17 protein-coding genes and 1 pseudogene are annotated in these 14,970 nt (G+C 62.1%); 9 read left to right on the forward strand and 9 right to left on the reverse strand.

Annotated features, from left to right (window positions below; translation table 11 throughout):
* The first annotated feature begins 67 nt into the window (after window positions 1–67).
* Together ASD07_RS14525 and cueR are read left to right on the forward strand one after the other, a co-directional pair.
* Window positions 68–2,245, forward strand: a complete 2,178-nt coding sequence (locus ASD07_RS14525; protein WP_200953797.1) for a cation-translocating P-type ATPase — start codon at window positions 68–70, stop codon at window positions 2,243–2,245.
* 3 nt (window positions 2,246–2,248) lie between these two features.
* A pseudogene (cueR, locus tag ASD07_RS30175) lies at window positions 2,249–2,614 on the forward strand (Cu(I)-responsive transcriptional regulator); the annotation flags it as partial.
* Between the two features lie 15 nt (window positions 2,615–2,629).
* Here the strand turns inward: cueR and ASD07_RS31700 are convergent.
* Window positions 2,630–3,376, reverse strand: coding sequence for a sulfite exporter TauE/SafE family protein (locus tag ASD07_RS31700; protein ID WP_055931286.1), 747 nt, complete (start codon window positions 3,374–3,376; stop codon window positions 2,630–2,632).
* A 39-nt stretch (window positions 3,377–3,415) separates the two neighbouring features.
* A complete protein-coding gene (locus ASD07_RS14535) occupies window positions 3,416–4,114 on the reverse strand; it encodes an FMN-dependent NADH-azoreductase (RefSeq protein ID WP_055931289.1) in 699 nt (232 codons plus the stop codon).
* Window positions 4,115–4,223: 109 nt separating this feature from the next.
* Between ASD07_RS14535 and ASD07_RS14540 the strand changes: the two genes are divergently transcribed.
* A complete protein-coding gene (locus tag ASD07_RS14540; RefSeq protein ID WP_156397993.1) occupies window positions 4,224–5,102 on the forward strand; it encodes a LysR substrate-binding domain-containing protein in 879 nt (292 codons plus the stop codon).
* Window positions 5,099–5,848, forward strand: a complete 750-nt coding sequence (locus tag ASD07_RS14545) for a glutathione S-transferase (protein ID WP_055931294.1) — start codon at window positions 5,099–5,101, stop codon at window positions 5,846–5,848. The genes ASD07_RS14540 and ASD07_RS14545 overlap by 4 nt, the downstream gene beginning before the upstream one ends.
* Here the strand turns inward: ASD07_RS14545 and ASD07_RS14550 are convergent.
* Window positions 5,829–6,032, reverse strand: coding sequence for a heavy-metal-associated domain-containing protein (locus ASD07_RS14550; RefSeq protein WP_055931297.1), 204 nt, complete (start codon window positions 6,030–6,032; stop codon window positions 5,829–5,831). The genes ASD07_RS14545 and ASD07_RS14550 overlap by 20 nt on opposite strands.
* Before the next feature lie 139 nt (window positions 6,033–6,171).
* On the opposite strand from ASD07_RS14550, the gene ASD07_RS14555 reads away from it, so the two are divergent.
* From ASD07_RS14555 to ASD07_RS14565, 3 genes are read left to right on the forward strand one after another with little or no spacing between them, the layout of a single operon-like run.
* The gene (locus ASD07_RS14555; RefSeq protein WP_055931301.1) at window positions 6,172–6,888 is read left to right on the forward strand and encodes a DUF4349 domain-containing protein; all 717 of its coding nucleotides are present in this window, start codon (window positions 6,172–6,174) and stop codon (window positions 6,886–6,888) included.
* A 42-nt stretch (window positions 6,889–6,930) separates the two neighbouring features.
* Window positions 6,931–7,245 (forward strand): ATP-grasp domain-containing protein, encoded by a 315-nt coding sequence (locus tag ASD07_RS14560; protein ID WP_255357008.1) that lies wholly within the window; start codon window positions 6,931–6,933, stop codon window positions 7,243–7,245.
* Window positions 7,242–7,664 carry a VOC family protein gene (locus ASD07_RS14565; protein WP_055931306.1) on the forward strand — a complete coding sequence of 141 codons (423 nt, stop codon included), beginning with the start codon at window positions 7,242–7,244 and terminating at the stop codon, window positions 7,662–7,664. Before ASD07_RS14560 ends, ASD07_RS14565 begins: the two co-directional genes overlap by 4 nt.
* On the opposite strand, the gene map is transcribed toward ASD07_RS14565, so the two are convergent.
* From map to ASD07_RS14590, 5 genes are all read right to left on the reverse strand, one after another.
* A complete protein-coding gene (gene map / locus ASD07_RS14570; RefSeq protein ID WP_055931309.1) occupies window positions 7,661–8,428 on the reverse strand; it encodes a type I methionyl aminopeptidase in 768 nt (255 codons plus the stop codon). The two genes, ASD07_RS14565 and map, sit on opposite strands and share 4 nt — an antisense overlap.
* Window positions 8,425–8,637: a ParD-like family protein gene (locus ASD07_RS14575; RefSeq protein ID WP_055931311.1), complete on the reverse strand. Its 213-nt coding sequence runs from the start codon at window positions 8,635–8,637 to the stop codon at window positions 8,425–8,427. The genes map and ASD07_RS14575 overlap by 4 nt, the downstream gene beginning before the upstream one ends.
* A 156-nt stretch (window positions 8,638–8,793) precedes the next feature.
* Window positions 8,794–10,572: a PhoH family protein gene (locus ASD07_RS14580; protein ID WP_055931313.1), complete on the reverse strand. Its 1,779-nt coding sequence runs from the start codon at window positions 10,570–10,572 to the stop codon at window positions 8,794–8,796.
* A gap of 237 nt (window positions 10,573–10,809) precedes the next feature.
* On the reverse strand, window positions 10,810–11,265 hold the full coding sequence (locus tag ASD07_RS14585) for a peroxiredoxin (RefSeq protein ID WP_055931315.1): 456 nt from the start codon (window positions 11,263–11,265) through the stop codon (window positions 10,810–10,812).
* Window positions 11,266–11,289: 24 nt separating this feature from the next.
* On the reverse strand, window positions 11,290–11,664 hold the full coding sequence (locus ASD07_RS14590; RefSeq protein WP_055931317.1) for an Mth938-like domain-containing protein: 375 nt from the start codon (window positions 11,662–11,664) through the stop codon (window positions 11,290–11,292).
* Between the two features lie 133 nt (window positions 11,665–11,797).
* Between ASD07_RS14590 and ASD07_RS14595 the strand changes: the two genes are divergently transcribed.
* Window positions 11,798–13,030 (forward strand): pyridoxal phosphate-dependent aminotransferase, encoded by a 1,233-nt coding sequence (locus ASD07_RS14595; RefSeq protein ID WP_055931894.1) that lies wholly within the window; start codon window positions 11,798–11,800, stop codon window positions 13,028–13,030.
* A 21-nt stretch (window positions 13,031–13,051) separates the two neighbouring features.
* Complete coding sequence (locus ASD07_RS14600) at window positions 13,052–14,374, forward strand: homoserine dehydrogenase (RefSeq protein WP_055931320.1); 1,323 nt, start codon at window positions 13,052–13,054, stop codon at window positions 14,372–14,374.
* Window positions 14,375–14,511: 137 nt separating this feature from the next.
* Here the strand turns inward: ASD07_RS14600 and ASD07_RS14605 are convergent, their stop codons facing one another.
* The gene (locus ASD07_RS14605; RefSeq protein ID WP_055931323.1) at window positions 14,512–14,823 is read right to left on the reverse strand and encodes a BON domain-containing protein; all 312 of its coding nucleotides are present in this window, start codon (window positions 14,821–14,823) and stop codon (window positions 14,512–14,514) included.
* Window positions 14,824–14,970: the final 147 nt, after the last annotated feature.

Genomic DNA, 14,970 nt, shown 5'->3' on the forward strand with positions numbered 1-14,970 from the left:
AAGCGCTTGACCTTCCCATCATGGGATACTTGATACTGGTCGCCAGAGCATAGGCGAGGAGTATCCCATGAGTCAGTTCCAGCAAACCGTCCGTATTGAAGGCATGAGTTGCGCATCCTGCGTGCGCCGCGTCGAAAAAGCGCTGGCGACCGTGCCGGGCGTGGCGCATGCCGCCGTCAACCTGGCCACCGAGACAGCGCGTGTCGATTCCGATTCGCCGCTGGCGTTTGCCGCCCTGCAGCAGGCCATCGGCAAGGCCGGCTACACCGCCAGCGAACTGGCGGCGCCGGCCGCAGATTCCACGCCGCGCATTCCTGAAGGCCTGGCGGTGATTCTGTCCGCTGCGCTGTCGGTGCCCCTGGTGGTGCCGATGGTGGCGGAGTGGTTCGGCGTACACCTGATGATGCCTGCGTCGCTGCAATGGCTGCTGGCGACCCCGGTCCAATTCGTGTTCGGCGCGCGCTTCTATCGCGCGGGCTGGAAGGCAGTAAAAGCTCGTGCCGGCAATATGGACCTGCTGGTGGCGCTGGGCACCTCGGCGGCGTATGGCTTGAGCGTCTACCTGGCTTTGGCGCCGTCGCAGGGCATGGCGCACCTGTACTTCGAGGCGTCGGCGGTGGTGCTGACCCTGGTCTTGCTCGGGAAATGGCTGGAGGCGCGGGCCAAGCGGCAGACCGCTTCCGCCATCCGCGCTCTGCAGGACTTGCGGCCGGCGACTGCGCGCGTACGCCGCGAAGGCGAACCGGATGCCGATTTGCCGATTGGCCAGGTGCGGGTGGGCGATATCGTGGTGATCCGGGCCGGCGAACGCGTGGCGGTGGACGGCGAAGTGGTGGATGGGGCCAGCCACGTTGATGAATCGCTGATCACGGGCGAGAGCCTGCCCGTTGCCAAGCATGCCGGCGACCGCGTCACCGGTGGTGCGATCAATGGCGAGGGACTGCTGCTGGTTCGCACCGGCGCGACGGGCGCCGAGACCATGCTGTCGCGGATCATCCGCCTGGTGGAGGATGCGCAGTCGGCCAAGGCGCCGGTTCAGAAACTGGTCGATAAAGTGGCGGCGGTGTTTGTGCCGGTGGTGCTGGTGATCGCGGTGCTGACCTTTGGCGGCTGGTGGCTGGCAAGCGGGAGTGTCGAGCTGGCCGTGATCAATGCGGTGGTGGTGATGGTGATTGCCTGCCCGTGCGCGCTGGGCCTTGCCACGCCGGCCGCGATCATGGCGGGCACCGGCGTCGCGGCGCAGCATGGGATTCTGATCAAGGATGCCGAGGCGCTGGAGATGGCGCGCCAGGTCGATACCGTCGTCTTCGACAAGACCGGCACGCTCACGCAAGGCAAACCGGTGCTGGCGCAGCTGCTGCCGCACGGTATCCCGACCGCTCGGGCGCTGCAACTTGCCGCTGCAATCCAGCGCGGCAGCGAACATTCGCTGGCCCGCGCGGTGCTGGATGCCGACGCCGCAGCAGCCGGCGATGCGGCATCGCTTACCGCAAACGCGGTGACCACGCTGGCTGGGCGCGGCCTGGCGGCGACGGTCGAGGGGCTGGAACTGCTGCTGGGGAGCAGCCGGCTGATGGCGGAGCGGGACATCGACCTGGCGCCGCTGCAGCAGCGCGCGGGTGAGCTGGAAGCATCCGGCCACACGATTTCCTGGCTGGCCGACGCCGGCAGCAGGCAGTTGCTTGGCCTGCTGGCCTTTGCCGACCAGCCCAAGCAGCACGCGCGCGCCGCGGTCGAGCGCTTGCATGCCCGCGGCATCGCCACCGTCATGCTGACCGGCGACAACCAGGGTAGCGCGCGAGCGGTGGCGCAGGCACTGGGCATCGGCAGCGTGGAAGCGAACCTGCTGCCTGCCGATAAAACCGCCGTCATCGCCAGGCTGAAGGCGGAAGGCAAGCGTGTCGCCATGGTTGGCGATGGCATCAACGATGCACCGGCGCTGGCGGCGGCGCACGTGGGCATTGCCATGGCCACCGGTACCGACGTCGCCATGAATGCCGCAGGCATCACGCTGATGCGCGGCGAGCCGCTGCTGGTGGCGGATGCTTTTGATATTTCAAAACGCACCTTCAGCAAAATCCGCCAAAACCTGTTCTGGGCATTCATCTACAATGTGGCAGGGATTCCGCTGGCGGCGCTTGGCATGCTGAATCCTTTGCTGGCCGGCGCAGCGATGGCATTCAGTTCGGTCAGCGTGATCAGCAACGCCTTGCTGCTGCGCCGCTGGCAGCCTTCGAAGGAGTAAGCCATGAATATCGGACAAGCCGCTGCCGCATCGGGCGTCAGCGCCAAAATGATCCGCTACTACGAGAGCATCGGCCTGGTGCGGGAAACCGCGCGCACCGACAGCGGATACCGAATCTACGGCGAGAACGACCTGCACACGCTGCGCTTCATCAAGCGCGCCCGCAACCTGGGATTTTCGCTGGAGCAGATCAGCGACCTGTTGTCGCTATGGCAGGATACCGGCCGCGCCAGTTCGGACGTCAAGACTATCGCCATGAGCCATGTGAATGAACTGAACCAGCGCATCGTGGAGCTGACCGAGATGCGCGACTCCCTGGCGAGCCTGGCGAAAACCTGCCACGGCGACGAGCGCCCGGATTGCCCGATCCTGCAAACGCTGGGTTCAGCGCAGGAACATGTACACGGTGAGCACTGCGCCCACGATCACCACAAAGATGCGCATCAGTTGCGGGGGAAGGCGATAGATCAGCCACGAACCAAGAAGTCCGCCCGCAATACCACCCGCACATAAGGCCAGGGCGGCGGGCCAGCTGATCATGCCGGAGAAGGCGAAGATCAGGGTGGCGGAGGCATTCATCGCCATTGCCAGCATGTTCTTGGTGGCTGTCGCGGCGCGGATCTGCTGGCCGGCGATGGTCAGCGCGGCCAGCATCAGGAAGCCGATGCCGCCGCCGAAGTAGCCTCCGTAGATTGAAATACAGGCTTGGATCACGGCCAGCACCCACTTCGGCATGGTGGAGGCAGCCTGCACCGGCTGGCGGCGGAAGGCGCCCCAGGCGAACATGGTGGTGGCAAACAGCACCAGCCATGGCACCAGCCTGGCGAAGAAGGTCGGGGGTGTGATCCACAGCAGGATGGCGCCGAAAATGCCGCCGATAATGCTGATCGTGAAGAGCTGGGGGAAAGTCAGGCCGCTGACGCCGTCAGCGAACTTGCGGCCGGCAACGGCCGATGTCGCCTGGCTCGGGAACATGGCGACCGTGGAGGTCATGTTCGCAGCGACGGGATTCAAGCCGGCCAGCAGCAGGGCGGGGAAGGTGATGAAGGATCCGCCGCCGGCCAACGCATTCTGCGTGCCGGCGAAAAGTCCTGCTGCGGCGAGCAGTAAGATGGTGTGGAGTTCGGGCATCAGGCCATTATAGCCAAGCTGCCCGAGTCTTGCCTGCGCTCAGGCGACGCGGCGGCTGGCCGTGGTGCGCGTGGCGGCGATGGCCTCGGCGAGGCGGTCGGTGGCGCTTTCGGCTTCGGCAATGGAGCGCAGCAGGCGGTCGTCGCCGAATTCGTCGTATTCGATGGCCGCGCCGTATGCATCGGTCACGCCCAGGTAGCGGAACACGCTGCGCACCGACGCTTCGACGTGATTGATGCCTTCCAGCCGCTGGCCGGGGCCGTAGCCATAGTCGCCGCGTGACGACAGTATCACGAGCTGCTTGCCGGCGTCGGCCAGCAGCGGCCAATACGGTTCCCCGGCCCGCGAGCGGTCGAAGCCGAAGGTACGCCCGACGCGCACGATGTTATCCAGCCAGGCCTTGAACTGGGCCGGCGGGCCAAAGTTATACATCGGCACGCCGGCGACGATGATATCGGCCGCCAGCACTTCATCGACCAGCGTGTCGCTTTGCGCCAGCGCTTCCTGCATCCACGGCTCGCGCGCCGCAGGCGGGGTGAACGCAGCATGCACCCAGCCGCCTGTGACTGGCGATGGCGGCTCAGCACCAACGTCGCGATAGATGACTTCTGTTCTGCTATCAAGCTGGAGGTAGCGCTCGAGGAAACGTGCCGTCAGGCGGCGTGTATGCGAGCCATGCGCCTGTTCGCCGGAACGCCCCGGCCGGGCGCTTGAATCGATATGCAGGATGGTGGTCATAGTTCTCTCCATTGGGTTGCGATGACCGTACTGTGCGCCGGCCCGCGACCAGTGACAAACGAGCAATTCTCAGCGGATGGATGAACTGGATTCATGTATAGTGTTTAACATGAAACGCCGCCTGCCATCCCTGTCCGCCCTGCGCAGCTTTGAAGCAGCTGCGCGGCTGCAAAGCTTCAAGCTCGCAGCCGAGGAGCTGTCGGTCAGCGCGACTTCGATCAGCCACCAGGTGCGTGCGCTGGAGGAGGCGCTGGAGGTGCGGCTGTTCCTGCGCAAAACCCGGGCGGTAGAGTTGACAGCGGAGGGCCGTATTCTGCTGCAGGCGACGGGCAATGGCCTTGACGCGATCGCCGCCGGCGTCGAGCGGCTGCGGCGGGAGCAGCGCCGCACGGTCACCTTGTCGACCACGCCGTCCTTTGCGGCACGCTGGCTGGTGCCGCGCCTGGCGTCGTTCAATGCGGCCCATCCTGGGATCGCCCTCAACATCCAGGCCAGCAACAGTCCGGTCGACCTGGCCGGCGGCGCGGCGGACCTGGCGGTACGCGGCGGCGGCGGGCACTTCGCGGGTTTGCATGCACAACGATTGCTCCGGGCGGGATTCGCGCCGGTCGCCAGCCCCCGCTTGAAGCTGCGCAAGGCGAGCGACGTGGCGCGCCACCCGCTCATCCATTTCGACTGGCAGCGCGGCCTGAAAAGCGCCATCACCTGGGACAAGTGGGCGAAGGCAGCCGGCATCGCGCTGGACCTCAGCGCCGGTGCACACTTCTCCGAAGAGTCGCACGCGGTGCAGGCGGCGATCGCGGGGCAGGGCGTGGTGCTGACTGCATTGCCGCTGGTGCGTGAAGAAATAGGCATGGGACTGCTGGAGGCCCCGGTTGGCCCGGTGCTCGGCGGATTCGATTTTTATGTGGTTCGGCCGGAGGGCGACGATCCGCGCGACGAAGTACGCGCCGTCGAAGCATGGCTGCTGGCACAGGAGGTGCAATGATGGAGCCTTACAAGCTTTACTACTGGCCGACGATCCAGGGGCGTGGCGAATTCGTGCGCCTGGCGCTGGAAGAGGCGGGCGTTCCCTACGTCGACGTGGCGCGCGGCAAAGGGGGCATGAAGGCGATGAACGAGGTGATTGCCGGCGGCAGCGACGAGCGCGCAGCGTTTGCGCCGCCGGTGCTGCGTGCCGGCGAACTGCTGGTCGGCCAGACTGCCAACATCCTTTTGTTCCTTGGTGCGCGCCACAAGCTGGCGCCGCGTTCGGAGGCGGGGCGGCTGTGGTGCAACCAGCTGCAGTCGACTATCGCCGACATCGTGGGCGAGGCGCACGACACGCATCACCCGATTTCGCTCAACCAGTATTACGAGGAGCAGGCGCGCGAGGCGAAAGCCAGGTCGCGCGATTTCGTGACGGAGCGTATTCCGAAATACCTCGATTATTTTGAGTCGGTGCTGCAGGCCAATGGCGGCCGGGGCGGCTGGATGGTTGGCTCGCGCCTCAGCTACGTCGACCTGTCGCTGTTCCAGTTGCTGGACGGCTTGCGTTATGCCTTCCCGAAAGCGATGGCGGCATACGCAGGCCGCTGGCCTGGACTGGAGCGTCTATCGGCGAAAGTGGCGGCGCGTCCAAATATCGCCGCCTACCTCGCATCAAAGCGCCGCCTCGCCAACAACGAGGATGACGTGTTCCGGCATTACCCGGAACTGGAGCAGGGCGTGCGCGTCAGGCCGACGCGCGGGTGACCGGGTAGCCGGCGTCCACAATGGCGGCCTTGATCGGCTCCAGCGCTGCAGTCGAGTTGACCTTGACGTGCCGGCCCTTCAGGTCTACCTCGACAAAGGCTGCCGGGTCGACGGTGTGTACGGCTTCCGTTACGGCCGAGACGCAGTGGCCGCAAGTCATATTTTCCACAGTCAGTTCATACATTTGGAGTTCCTTTCGTCATATGGGTAAACGTACTTTAATCCTTCCTGCCATTGTAAGGTCAAGCGTGCTGGCGCTGCTTTTGCTTCAGGGCTGTTCCGCGAAGTATGCTCCGCCGGGATCGGCAGGCGCAGCCAGGGAAATGGCTGCGCATGCGGCCGACGGTTCGCCAGCGTCGGCGGTCGAAGCGCAGCGCGGCAAGTATCTCGCCTATGAACACTCGGTCACAGTCGATTCGCCGGAGGGCGGCGTTAAGCCGCTGCTCGATAAACTGGTCGCGGCTTGCCAGGCCGACGCGGCTAACCAATGCACGCTGCTGGCATCCGGCGTGGCCGGCGGCCGGGAGTCGAGCGCGCATATCCGGGTACGCGTCAAGCGCGCCGGCATCGAGAAGCTGATTGCGCTGGCAGCGACCGGCGGCGAAGTCGCATCGCGCAACACTTCGGCGGAAGACCTGGAAGGCCCGATCCGTGACAACGCCAAGCGGCTTGACATGCTGCGCTCCTATCGCGAAAAGCTGCTGGCGCTGGAGAGTAAAGTAGGCAGCAACGCCGAAGCCCTGATCAAACTGTCGCAGGAACTGGCGACGGTGCAAAGCGAACTCGAATCCGCGACCGGCGCCGAAGCGCGCCTGATGGAACGGGTCAATATGGACCTGCTGAACATCTCGATCCAGTCCCGCACCCAGCGCGGCTTCTGGTCGCCGGTCAAGCGTTCGCTCAGCGATTTCGGTAGCAACCTGTCGGAAGGAATCGCCACCGCAATTACCGGCACGGCATACATGCTGCCATGGGTGCTGATCCTGTTCGCGCTTGGCCTGTTGGTGCGCAAAGTCTGGCGCAAGTTGCGCAAGCAATGATTCATCAAACCGAGCAAAGATGAAAAGGCATTCGATGCCGGTATCCTCCAGGCTGGCAAGCCGGTCACCGCGGAGTACCGCTTCTTGGTGGTGAAGGGCGAAGTTGTGAGAGGATCGATGTACCGTTTTGCAGGAAAGGCGACCTTCAGCGCGAACATCCCGGGCGAGTTAATGGCCGCGGCTGGCGCGGTTGCGCAGCTATACCAGCCGCACGCGGTATTCACCATGGATCTTGCCGAGACCGCGGACGGGATCCGTATCATTGAATACAACTGCTGGAATGCATCGCGCCTTTACGCGTCTGATGCCGCGAGGATTTTCCACGCGGTCCAGGATTACATGATGGAGATGGAATGAAACAATCAATTGTCCACATTGCCCTTGTCGTGCGCGATTACGATGAGGCGATCGATTTCTATGTCAACACGCTCGGCTTCGAGCTGCTCGATGATACCTATCAGGCGGAGCAGGACAAGCGCTGGGTAGTGGTGGCGCCGCCCGGTGGCAGTGGCACCACGATCCTGCTGGCGCGCGCTTCCAGGCCGGAGCAGGAGCCCTTTGTCGGTAACCAGGCTGGCGGCCGGGTATTCCTGTTCCTGAACACGGACGATTTCTGGCGCGACTTCGAGCGCTTGAAAGCAAAAGGCGTGCGGGTCGTGCGCGAGCCGAAGCAGCAGGACTACGGCATGGTTGCGGTCTTCGCAGACTTGTACGGCAACCTGTGGGACCTCCTGCAACTGAATCCCGGCCACCCGATCGCACGCCGAGTGGCCTAATTTGGGCGGCTTTCGCCGGGACGCAGCGTCAGGACCCGCACGCCGTTTCGTGTTACAGCCACAGTGTGCTCGAACTGCGCGGATAATTTTCCGTCCACTGTAACGACAGTCCAGCCATCATCCTCGGTCCGGACTGCGTGGCGGCCTTCGTTGATCATTGGTTCGATGGTGAATGTCATGCCTTCGCGCAGAACGAGCCCGGTCCTTGGCCGTCCCCAATGTAGTACCTGGGGCGGTTCGTGCATTTCGCGTCCAATGCCGTGTCCGCAAAAGTCGCGTACCACCGAGTAGTTGCTGCGCCGCGCGTGACGCTCGATGGCATGCCCGATGTCGCCAAGCCGTGCGCCAGGGCGTACGGCCTGGATCCCCTTCCACATGGCCTCATACGTCACCTGCACCAGCCGCCTGGCAGATGGAGAGACATCGCCGACCAAGTAGGTTTTGCTGGAATCTGCGATAAAACCATTCTTCTCCAGAGTGATATCGAAGTTCACGATATCGCCATCCAGCAGGATTTCACTCGGCGATGGGACGCCGTGGCAAACGACGGCGTTACGGGAGGAGTTCAAGGCGTAGGCGTATCCATACTGCCCTTTACTTGCGGGGCGTGCATTGAGTTCATTCACTATGAAGTCTTCTACCAGGTCATTGACCCGCATGGTGGACATACCGGCCAGGATGAACCCGTCCAGGAAGCCGAACACGCTCGCCAGCAGCCTGCCGGATTCCGCCATCAAGGCGATTTCTTCCGGCCGCTTGGTCATGCTGGTGTCATTCGCAGGGGCGGAACCTCGACGCCCGCGGCGCGCAATTCCTGCGTAACGACTTCGTTGAAGGTCAAGGTCGGGTTCATTTCGCACAACATGCCGATCTTGATCCAGAAACCTGCTTGCGCATTGATGGAGCGGCACGACACTGCACTGGCTTTGCGGATCTGGTCGTGCAGTTCGTCTTCGATGTTTACAATTCCCATTTGCTTTTCCGTATATATGAAACGTATATGAATCATATATCAGTTCGAGCGGCCGCGCAACGCGGGTGAACAAGGGGGCGACCCTTGGCTCGGAGCCGGCGCGCCAGAAAAAAAAGCCCCGCACTGGGCGGGGCTTTTTCGGGGAGGCGGGAGTGCTTACAGCACGTCGCTCGCGTGGTCTGCCAGGCGGGAACGTTCGCCGCGTGCCAGCGTTACGTGGCCGCTGTGCGCCCAGCCTTTGAAGCGGTCGACCACATAGGTCAGGCCGGACGAACCTTCAGTCAGGTAAGGCGTGTCGATCTGGGCGATATTACCCAGGCACAGGATCTTGGTGCCAGGACCGGCGCGCGTCACCAGGGTCTTCATCTGCTTCGGCGTCAGGTTCTGCGCCTCGTCGATGATGAGGAACTTGTTGACGAAGGTGCGCCCGCGCATGAAGTTCAGGGACTTGATCTTGATGCGCGAGCGGATCAGGTCCTGCGTCGCCGCGCGGCCCCATTCGCCGCCTTCACCGTCGGACTTGTTCAGCACTTCCAGGTTGTCGTCGAAGGCGCCCATCCAGGGACCCATCTTCTCTTCCTCGGTACCCGGCAGGAAGCCGATATCTTCGCCCACCGGCACCGTGACGCGGGTGACGATGATCTCGTTATACAGCTTGGTCTCCAGCACCTGCGCCAGGCCGGCGGCCAGCGCGAGCAGGGTCTTGCCGGTGCCGGCCTGGCCCAAGAGGGTGATGAAGTCGCAGTCCGGATTCATCAACAGGTTCAGCGCGAAGTTCTGCTCGCGGTTGCGGGCAGTGACACCCCAGACGCTGTTCTTGTTGTGCGAGTAGTCGCGCAGGGTCTGCAGCACGGCAGTCTTGCCGTTGATCTGCTTCACTTGCGCGTAGAACGGCGACTCGCCGTTGTTCGGTTCCAGGTAGACGAACTGGTTCACCAGCAGGGACGGGATGAACGGGCCTGTCACGCGGTAGAAGGTGCTCGACTGGCCGTGCTTGTTCTCCTGCCATGACTCCATGTCCTTGCCATGCTTGTTCCAGAAATCGTCCGGCAGCTGGACGATGCCCGAGTACAGCAGGTCGGTGTCTTCCAGCACGTGGTCGTTGAAGTAGTCTTCCGCCGGCAGGCCCAGGGCGCGCGCCTTGATGCGCATGTTGATGTCTTTCGACACCAGCACCACGGCGCGCTCCGGCTGTTCCGCTTCCAGCGAACGCACCACGGCCAGGATCTGGTTGTCGGCCTTGCCTTGCGGCAGGCCTTCCGGCAGGTCGGCTACCTGCACCTTGGTCTGGAAGTACAGGTGGCCCTTGGCATCCTTGTTACCCAGCTTGTTCAGCGGGATGCCGTTTTCCATGTCGTCGTCGTCGGTGTTGCTGACCAGGGCATCCAGCGTACGCGATACCTGGCGTGCATTGCGCGCGACTTCGGTCATGCCTTTCTTGTGGTTGTCCAGTTCTTCCAGCGTCATCATCGGCAGGAAGACATCGTGTTCTTCAAAGCGGAACAGCGAAGACGGGTCGTGCATCAGCACATTGGTATCGAGCACGAACAGCTTGGTGCTGCCCACCACGTCGGCCTTGCGGCTGCTGGCGGACTTGAGCACCACTTCGTGCTCTTTGTGCTTGGCCGGGTGCGGCGCATCGGCCTTGATCGGCGTGACCTTGGCGCGGGCTTGCGGCGCGGCCTTGGTGCGCGGTGGCGCCGGGACGTCGTCCGGCAGCTTGACGGCCTTCAATGCAGGCGCCTTCTTGGCTGCGGTCTTTTTCGCAACCGGTTCTTTTACTGCTTTGGCAGCAGTCTTGGGCGCCGCTTTCTTCGGCGCGGGTGCTGCCTTTTCTTCAGTAGGGAAGGGAACCGGATTTGCTCCGCTAGCCTTCGGGTAGTCTTTAGCCAGCAGCAGGGTGGCTGGCTTGCTAGGCAGTTTTGGCAGTGGCATCAGGATCTCAATCTAAAAAAGATGCGCCCACGCGAGGGCGAATGCCCGGCATGGACGTACTGTGGGGTGAATCGGAAAAACTAAAGGATGCCTGGCGGGCGTCTGCGTCGCCCGAAAGCCGGTGGGCATGCCACCGGGGACAGTGGGTGGAAGGACTTGCTCGACTCAAAATCTGGCTGACACGTTCAAATGTAAAGCTCCCGTTGAGCTAACACATTCGCAGCGAGGGCCTTGCCATCAGCCCAGGTTTGCCACGAATTCCAGCACTTCATCGACGTGACCTGGTACTTTCACGCCTCTCCATTCTTTCACCAATCGGCCTTTTGCGTCAATCACAAACGTGCTGCGCTCAACGCCGCGTACATCTTTACCGTACATTTTTTTCATCTTCATGACATTGAAGGCCAGGCATACCGCTTCCTCCGGATCGGAGATCAGTTCGAACGGCAGGCCCAGTTTCGCCTTGAAGTTCTCGTGCGAGCGCAGCGAGTCGCGGCTGATGCCATAAATTTCAGCGCCGGCGGCAGTGAACTGCTCGTGCAGGTCGCGGAAGGCCATGTTCTCGGTGGTGCAGCCCGGGGTGTTGTCCTTGGGGTAGAAGAACAGCACGGTGGATTTGGCGGGGCGGCCCGAAAGCTGGAAGGTTTGGCCGCTGGTCATGGCGGCGCTGAAGTCGGGGATGGTTTGGCTCATGCGCGTTTATATGGGGGCGAAGTGTTATTTTTCAATGATCAATGCCAGCAGGGCTTTGCGGCCTTCGCCCATCAGGATGTTATAGGTGCGGCAGGCGGCATTGGTGTCCATGCATTCGACGCCGACCTGCCTGGCGGTCAGCGGCGCGGCCAGGCGCGGATGGACGAAACGCTGGCGCTCGCCGGTGCCGAGGATGACCACATCCGGCTGCTCGGCCAGCAGTTGTTCGAAATGTTCGACTGTCAGTTCCTCGAACTGCGCCACCGGCCAGGGGCGCGGGGCAATTTCCGGCAGCACCAGCAGGCTGTAGTCGTAAGGCTTGCCGTTGATCTCGACTCCACCTTCGAAATAACCGGAAACGGTCTGGTACTGGCCGGTGGTGCTGGAGTGGAGCTTCATAACTTTTCGCTATATTTAAATACAATAGAGATCTTATTGTAACGTTTTGCGCATATCGATGGTTGATTAAACCAATTTAATTCGGCAGAATGGGTATTTTCGCAATGCAGCATTTATACGTAAGGGATTGATTTTGCGTCCGGTTCAGAAATCCAACAAGCTTAACGAGATTTGTTACGAGATCCGCGGCCCTGTGCCGGAGAAGGCCCGCCTGATGGAGGAAGAGGGCCACAAGATCATCAAGCTGAACATCGGCAATATGCAGCCGTTCGGTTTCGATCCGCCTGACGAAATCGTCCACGACATGATCGTCAACCTGCCGAATGCGGCCGGTTATACCGATTCCAAAGGCCTGTTTGCGCCGCGCAAGGCGGTGATGCACTACACGCAGCAGAAGAAAGTCGCCAACGTGACGATGGACGACATTTACCTGGGCAACGGCGCGTCCGAGCTGATCGTCATGTCCATGAACGCGCTGCTGAACAACGGCGACGAGGTGCTGGTGCCCGCGCCGGACTATCCGCTGTGGACCGCGGCAGTCAGCCTGTCCGGCGGCAAGCCGGTGCATTATGTCTGCGACGAGCAGCAGGACTGGTTCCCGGACATCGACGACATGCGCAGGAAGATCACGCCGAATACCAAGGCGATCGTGGTCATCAACCCGAACAACCCGACTGGCGCGCTGTACCCCGACGAAGTACTGCTGCAGATTATCGAACTGGCGCGCCAGCACCAGTTGATCATCTACGCCGACGAAATTTACGACAAGGTGCTGTACGACGGCGTCACCCACACCTCGATCGCCGCGCTGTGCGAAGACGTGTTCTGCGTGACCTTCAACGGCCTGTCCAAGAGCTACCGCTCCTGCGGCTACCGCGCGGGCTGGATGGTGCTCTCGGGCGAAAACAAGAAATATGCGAAGGACTACATCTGGGGCCTGAATATGCTGGCCTCGATGCGCCTTTGCGCCAACGCACCGGGGCAGTTTGCGATCCAGACTGCGCTCGGCGGCTACCAGAGCATCAACGACCTGGTGGCCCCTGGCGGGCGCCTGCTCAAGCAGCGCGACCTTGCATACAAGCTGCTGTCCGAGATTCCGGGTGTCAGCGTGGTCAAGCCAAAAGCTGCACTGTATATGTTCCCCCGCCTCGATCCGAAGATCTACCCGATCGCGGACGACCAGCAATTCGCATACGAACTGCTGGAAGAAACCAAGGTCCTTATCGTGCAGGGCACGGGCTTCAATTGGCATAGCCCGGACCACTTCCGCGTGGTGTTCCTGCCGAACTCGGACGATATGGAAGATGCATTCGGCCGCATCGCACGCTTCATGGAAAGCTACCGAAAACGGCACGGGCACAGCTAACAAAACCAGGGAATTTGAGAGATGAAATCGATTAAAGTAGGTTTGCTGGGCGTAGGCAATGTAGGCGCCGGGACGTTCAGTGTATTGCGACGCAACCAGGAAGAGATCCGCCGCCGCGCCGGCCGCGGTATCGAGATTGTGGCCGTATCGGCCCGCAACCTGGAGCGCGCAAAAGAGCGCACCGAAGGCCAGTGCAAAGTAGTGGCAGACCCATTCGCGATCGTCAACGATCCGGAAATCGATATCGTCGTGGAGCTGATTGGCGGCTATGACACCGCCAAGGAACTGGTGATGCAGGCCATCGCCAACGGCAAGCACGTGGTCACCGCCAACAAGGCGCTGCTGGCCATGCATGGCACCGAGATCTTTGCCGCGGCCCACGCCAAGGGCGTGATGGTCGCCTTCGAGGCGGCTGTCGCAGGCGGCATCCCGATCATCAAGGCGCTGCGCGAAGGCCTGACGGCCAACCGCATCGAATGGATTGCCGGCATCATCAACGGCACCACCAATTTCATCCTGTCCGAGATGCGCGACAAGGGCCTGGACTTCGCCACCGTGCTGAAGGAAGCGCAGCGCCTGGGGTACGCTGAAGCCGATCCGACCTTCGATATCGAAGGGGTGGACGCGGCGCACAAGGCGACCATCCTGTCGGCGATTGCCTTCGGCATTCCGGTGCAGTTTGAAAAAGCCCATATCGAGGGTATCACCAAGCTGCAGGCGATCGACATCAAGTACGCCGAACAACTGGGCTACCGCATCAAGCTGCTGGGCATCGCGCGCCGCGCCCAAGCGACTGGCGGCGAAGGCATTGAGCTGCGCGTGCACCCGACCCTGATCCCGGCCAAGCGCCTGATCGCCAACGTGGAAGGTGCGATGAATGCAGTGCTGGTGCAAGGCGACGCGATCGGCGCCACCATGTATTACGGCAAAGGCGCCGGCCAGGAGCCGACCGCTTCCGCCGTGATTGCCGACCTGGTCGACATCACCCGCCTGGCGACAGCCGATCCCGAACACCGCGTTCCGCACCTGGCCTTCCAGCCGAACGCGATGACCGACATCAAGATCATGCCGATGGCCGAGATCACCACCAGCTACTACCTGCGCATGACGGTGGCTGACCGTCCGGGCGTGCTGGCGGAACTGACGCGCATCCTGGCCGACGCTTCGATCTCCATCGACGCCATGATGCAGAAGGAACCGGCAGAAGGCGAGACCCACACCGACATCATCCTGCTGACGCACCAGACGCAGGAGAAGAACGTGGTGGCGGCCATCGAGAAGATCGAAAAGCTGACCAGCGTGGTGGGCAACGTCACCAAGATCCGCCTCGAGAACCTCGCGTAATAAAAGTCGGGGTCAGCTCCGGCAATCGGACATTTCGCGTAGCGAAATGTCCGATTGCCGGAGCTGACCCCGACTTTCATAAAAAAACGGGCGGCGCTGGGTCGCCCGATAAGGGAGGTACTACTGCAGCAAAGGCATTATTTGCCGGCGACAGTCAGCTCACTCTTCACTTCCTTCACTCCAGCCACGGCGGATGCCGTTTGGATCGCTTTGGCGCCGGCGTCGGTGTTAGCCACAGTGCCGCTCAGGACCACTACGCCCTGGTTAGCCGACACGATGATCTCTTTCTGCTCCGACAGGGCTGCCTTGACCTTGGCCTGCAGCGTGGAGTCGGCGGTAGCGACTGCGGCACCGGCCATGGCGCCTTCCTGCTGCGCATGGGCGGACAGCGAGGCGAGGGCGAATGCGGCGGCGGCGAACAGGCTTGCGATCAGTTTGGAATCCTTCATGGTCTATCTCTCCATTTTCAAGTTGGCAGTCAACGCTTGTGCGTTGTCATTGGTATTGCAAGGCGCGTGCCAGGTAAAGAAATCAATGACTTAGCTGTGTGGCAACATGAAGTTTGTCGCCGCAAAGCGACAGGCTGCCGGCCTCGA

Origin of the sequence: Duganella sp. Root336D2 (assembly GCF_001425005.1) — a bacterium.
Classification (GTDB): domain Bacteria; phylum Pseudomonadota; class Gammaproteobacteria; order Burkholderiales; family Burkholderiaceae_D; genus Rugamonas.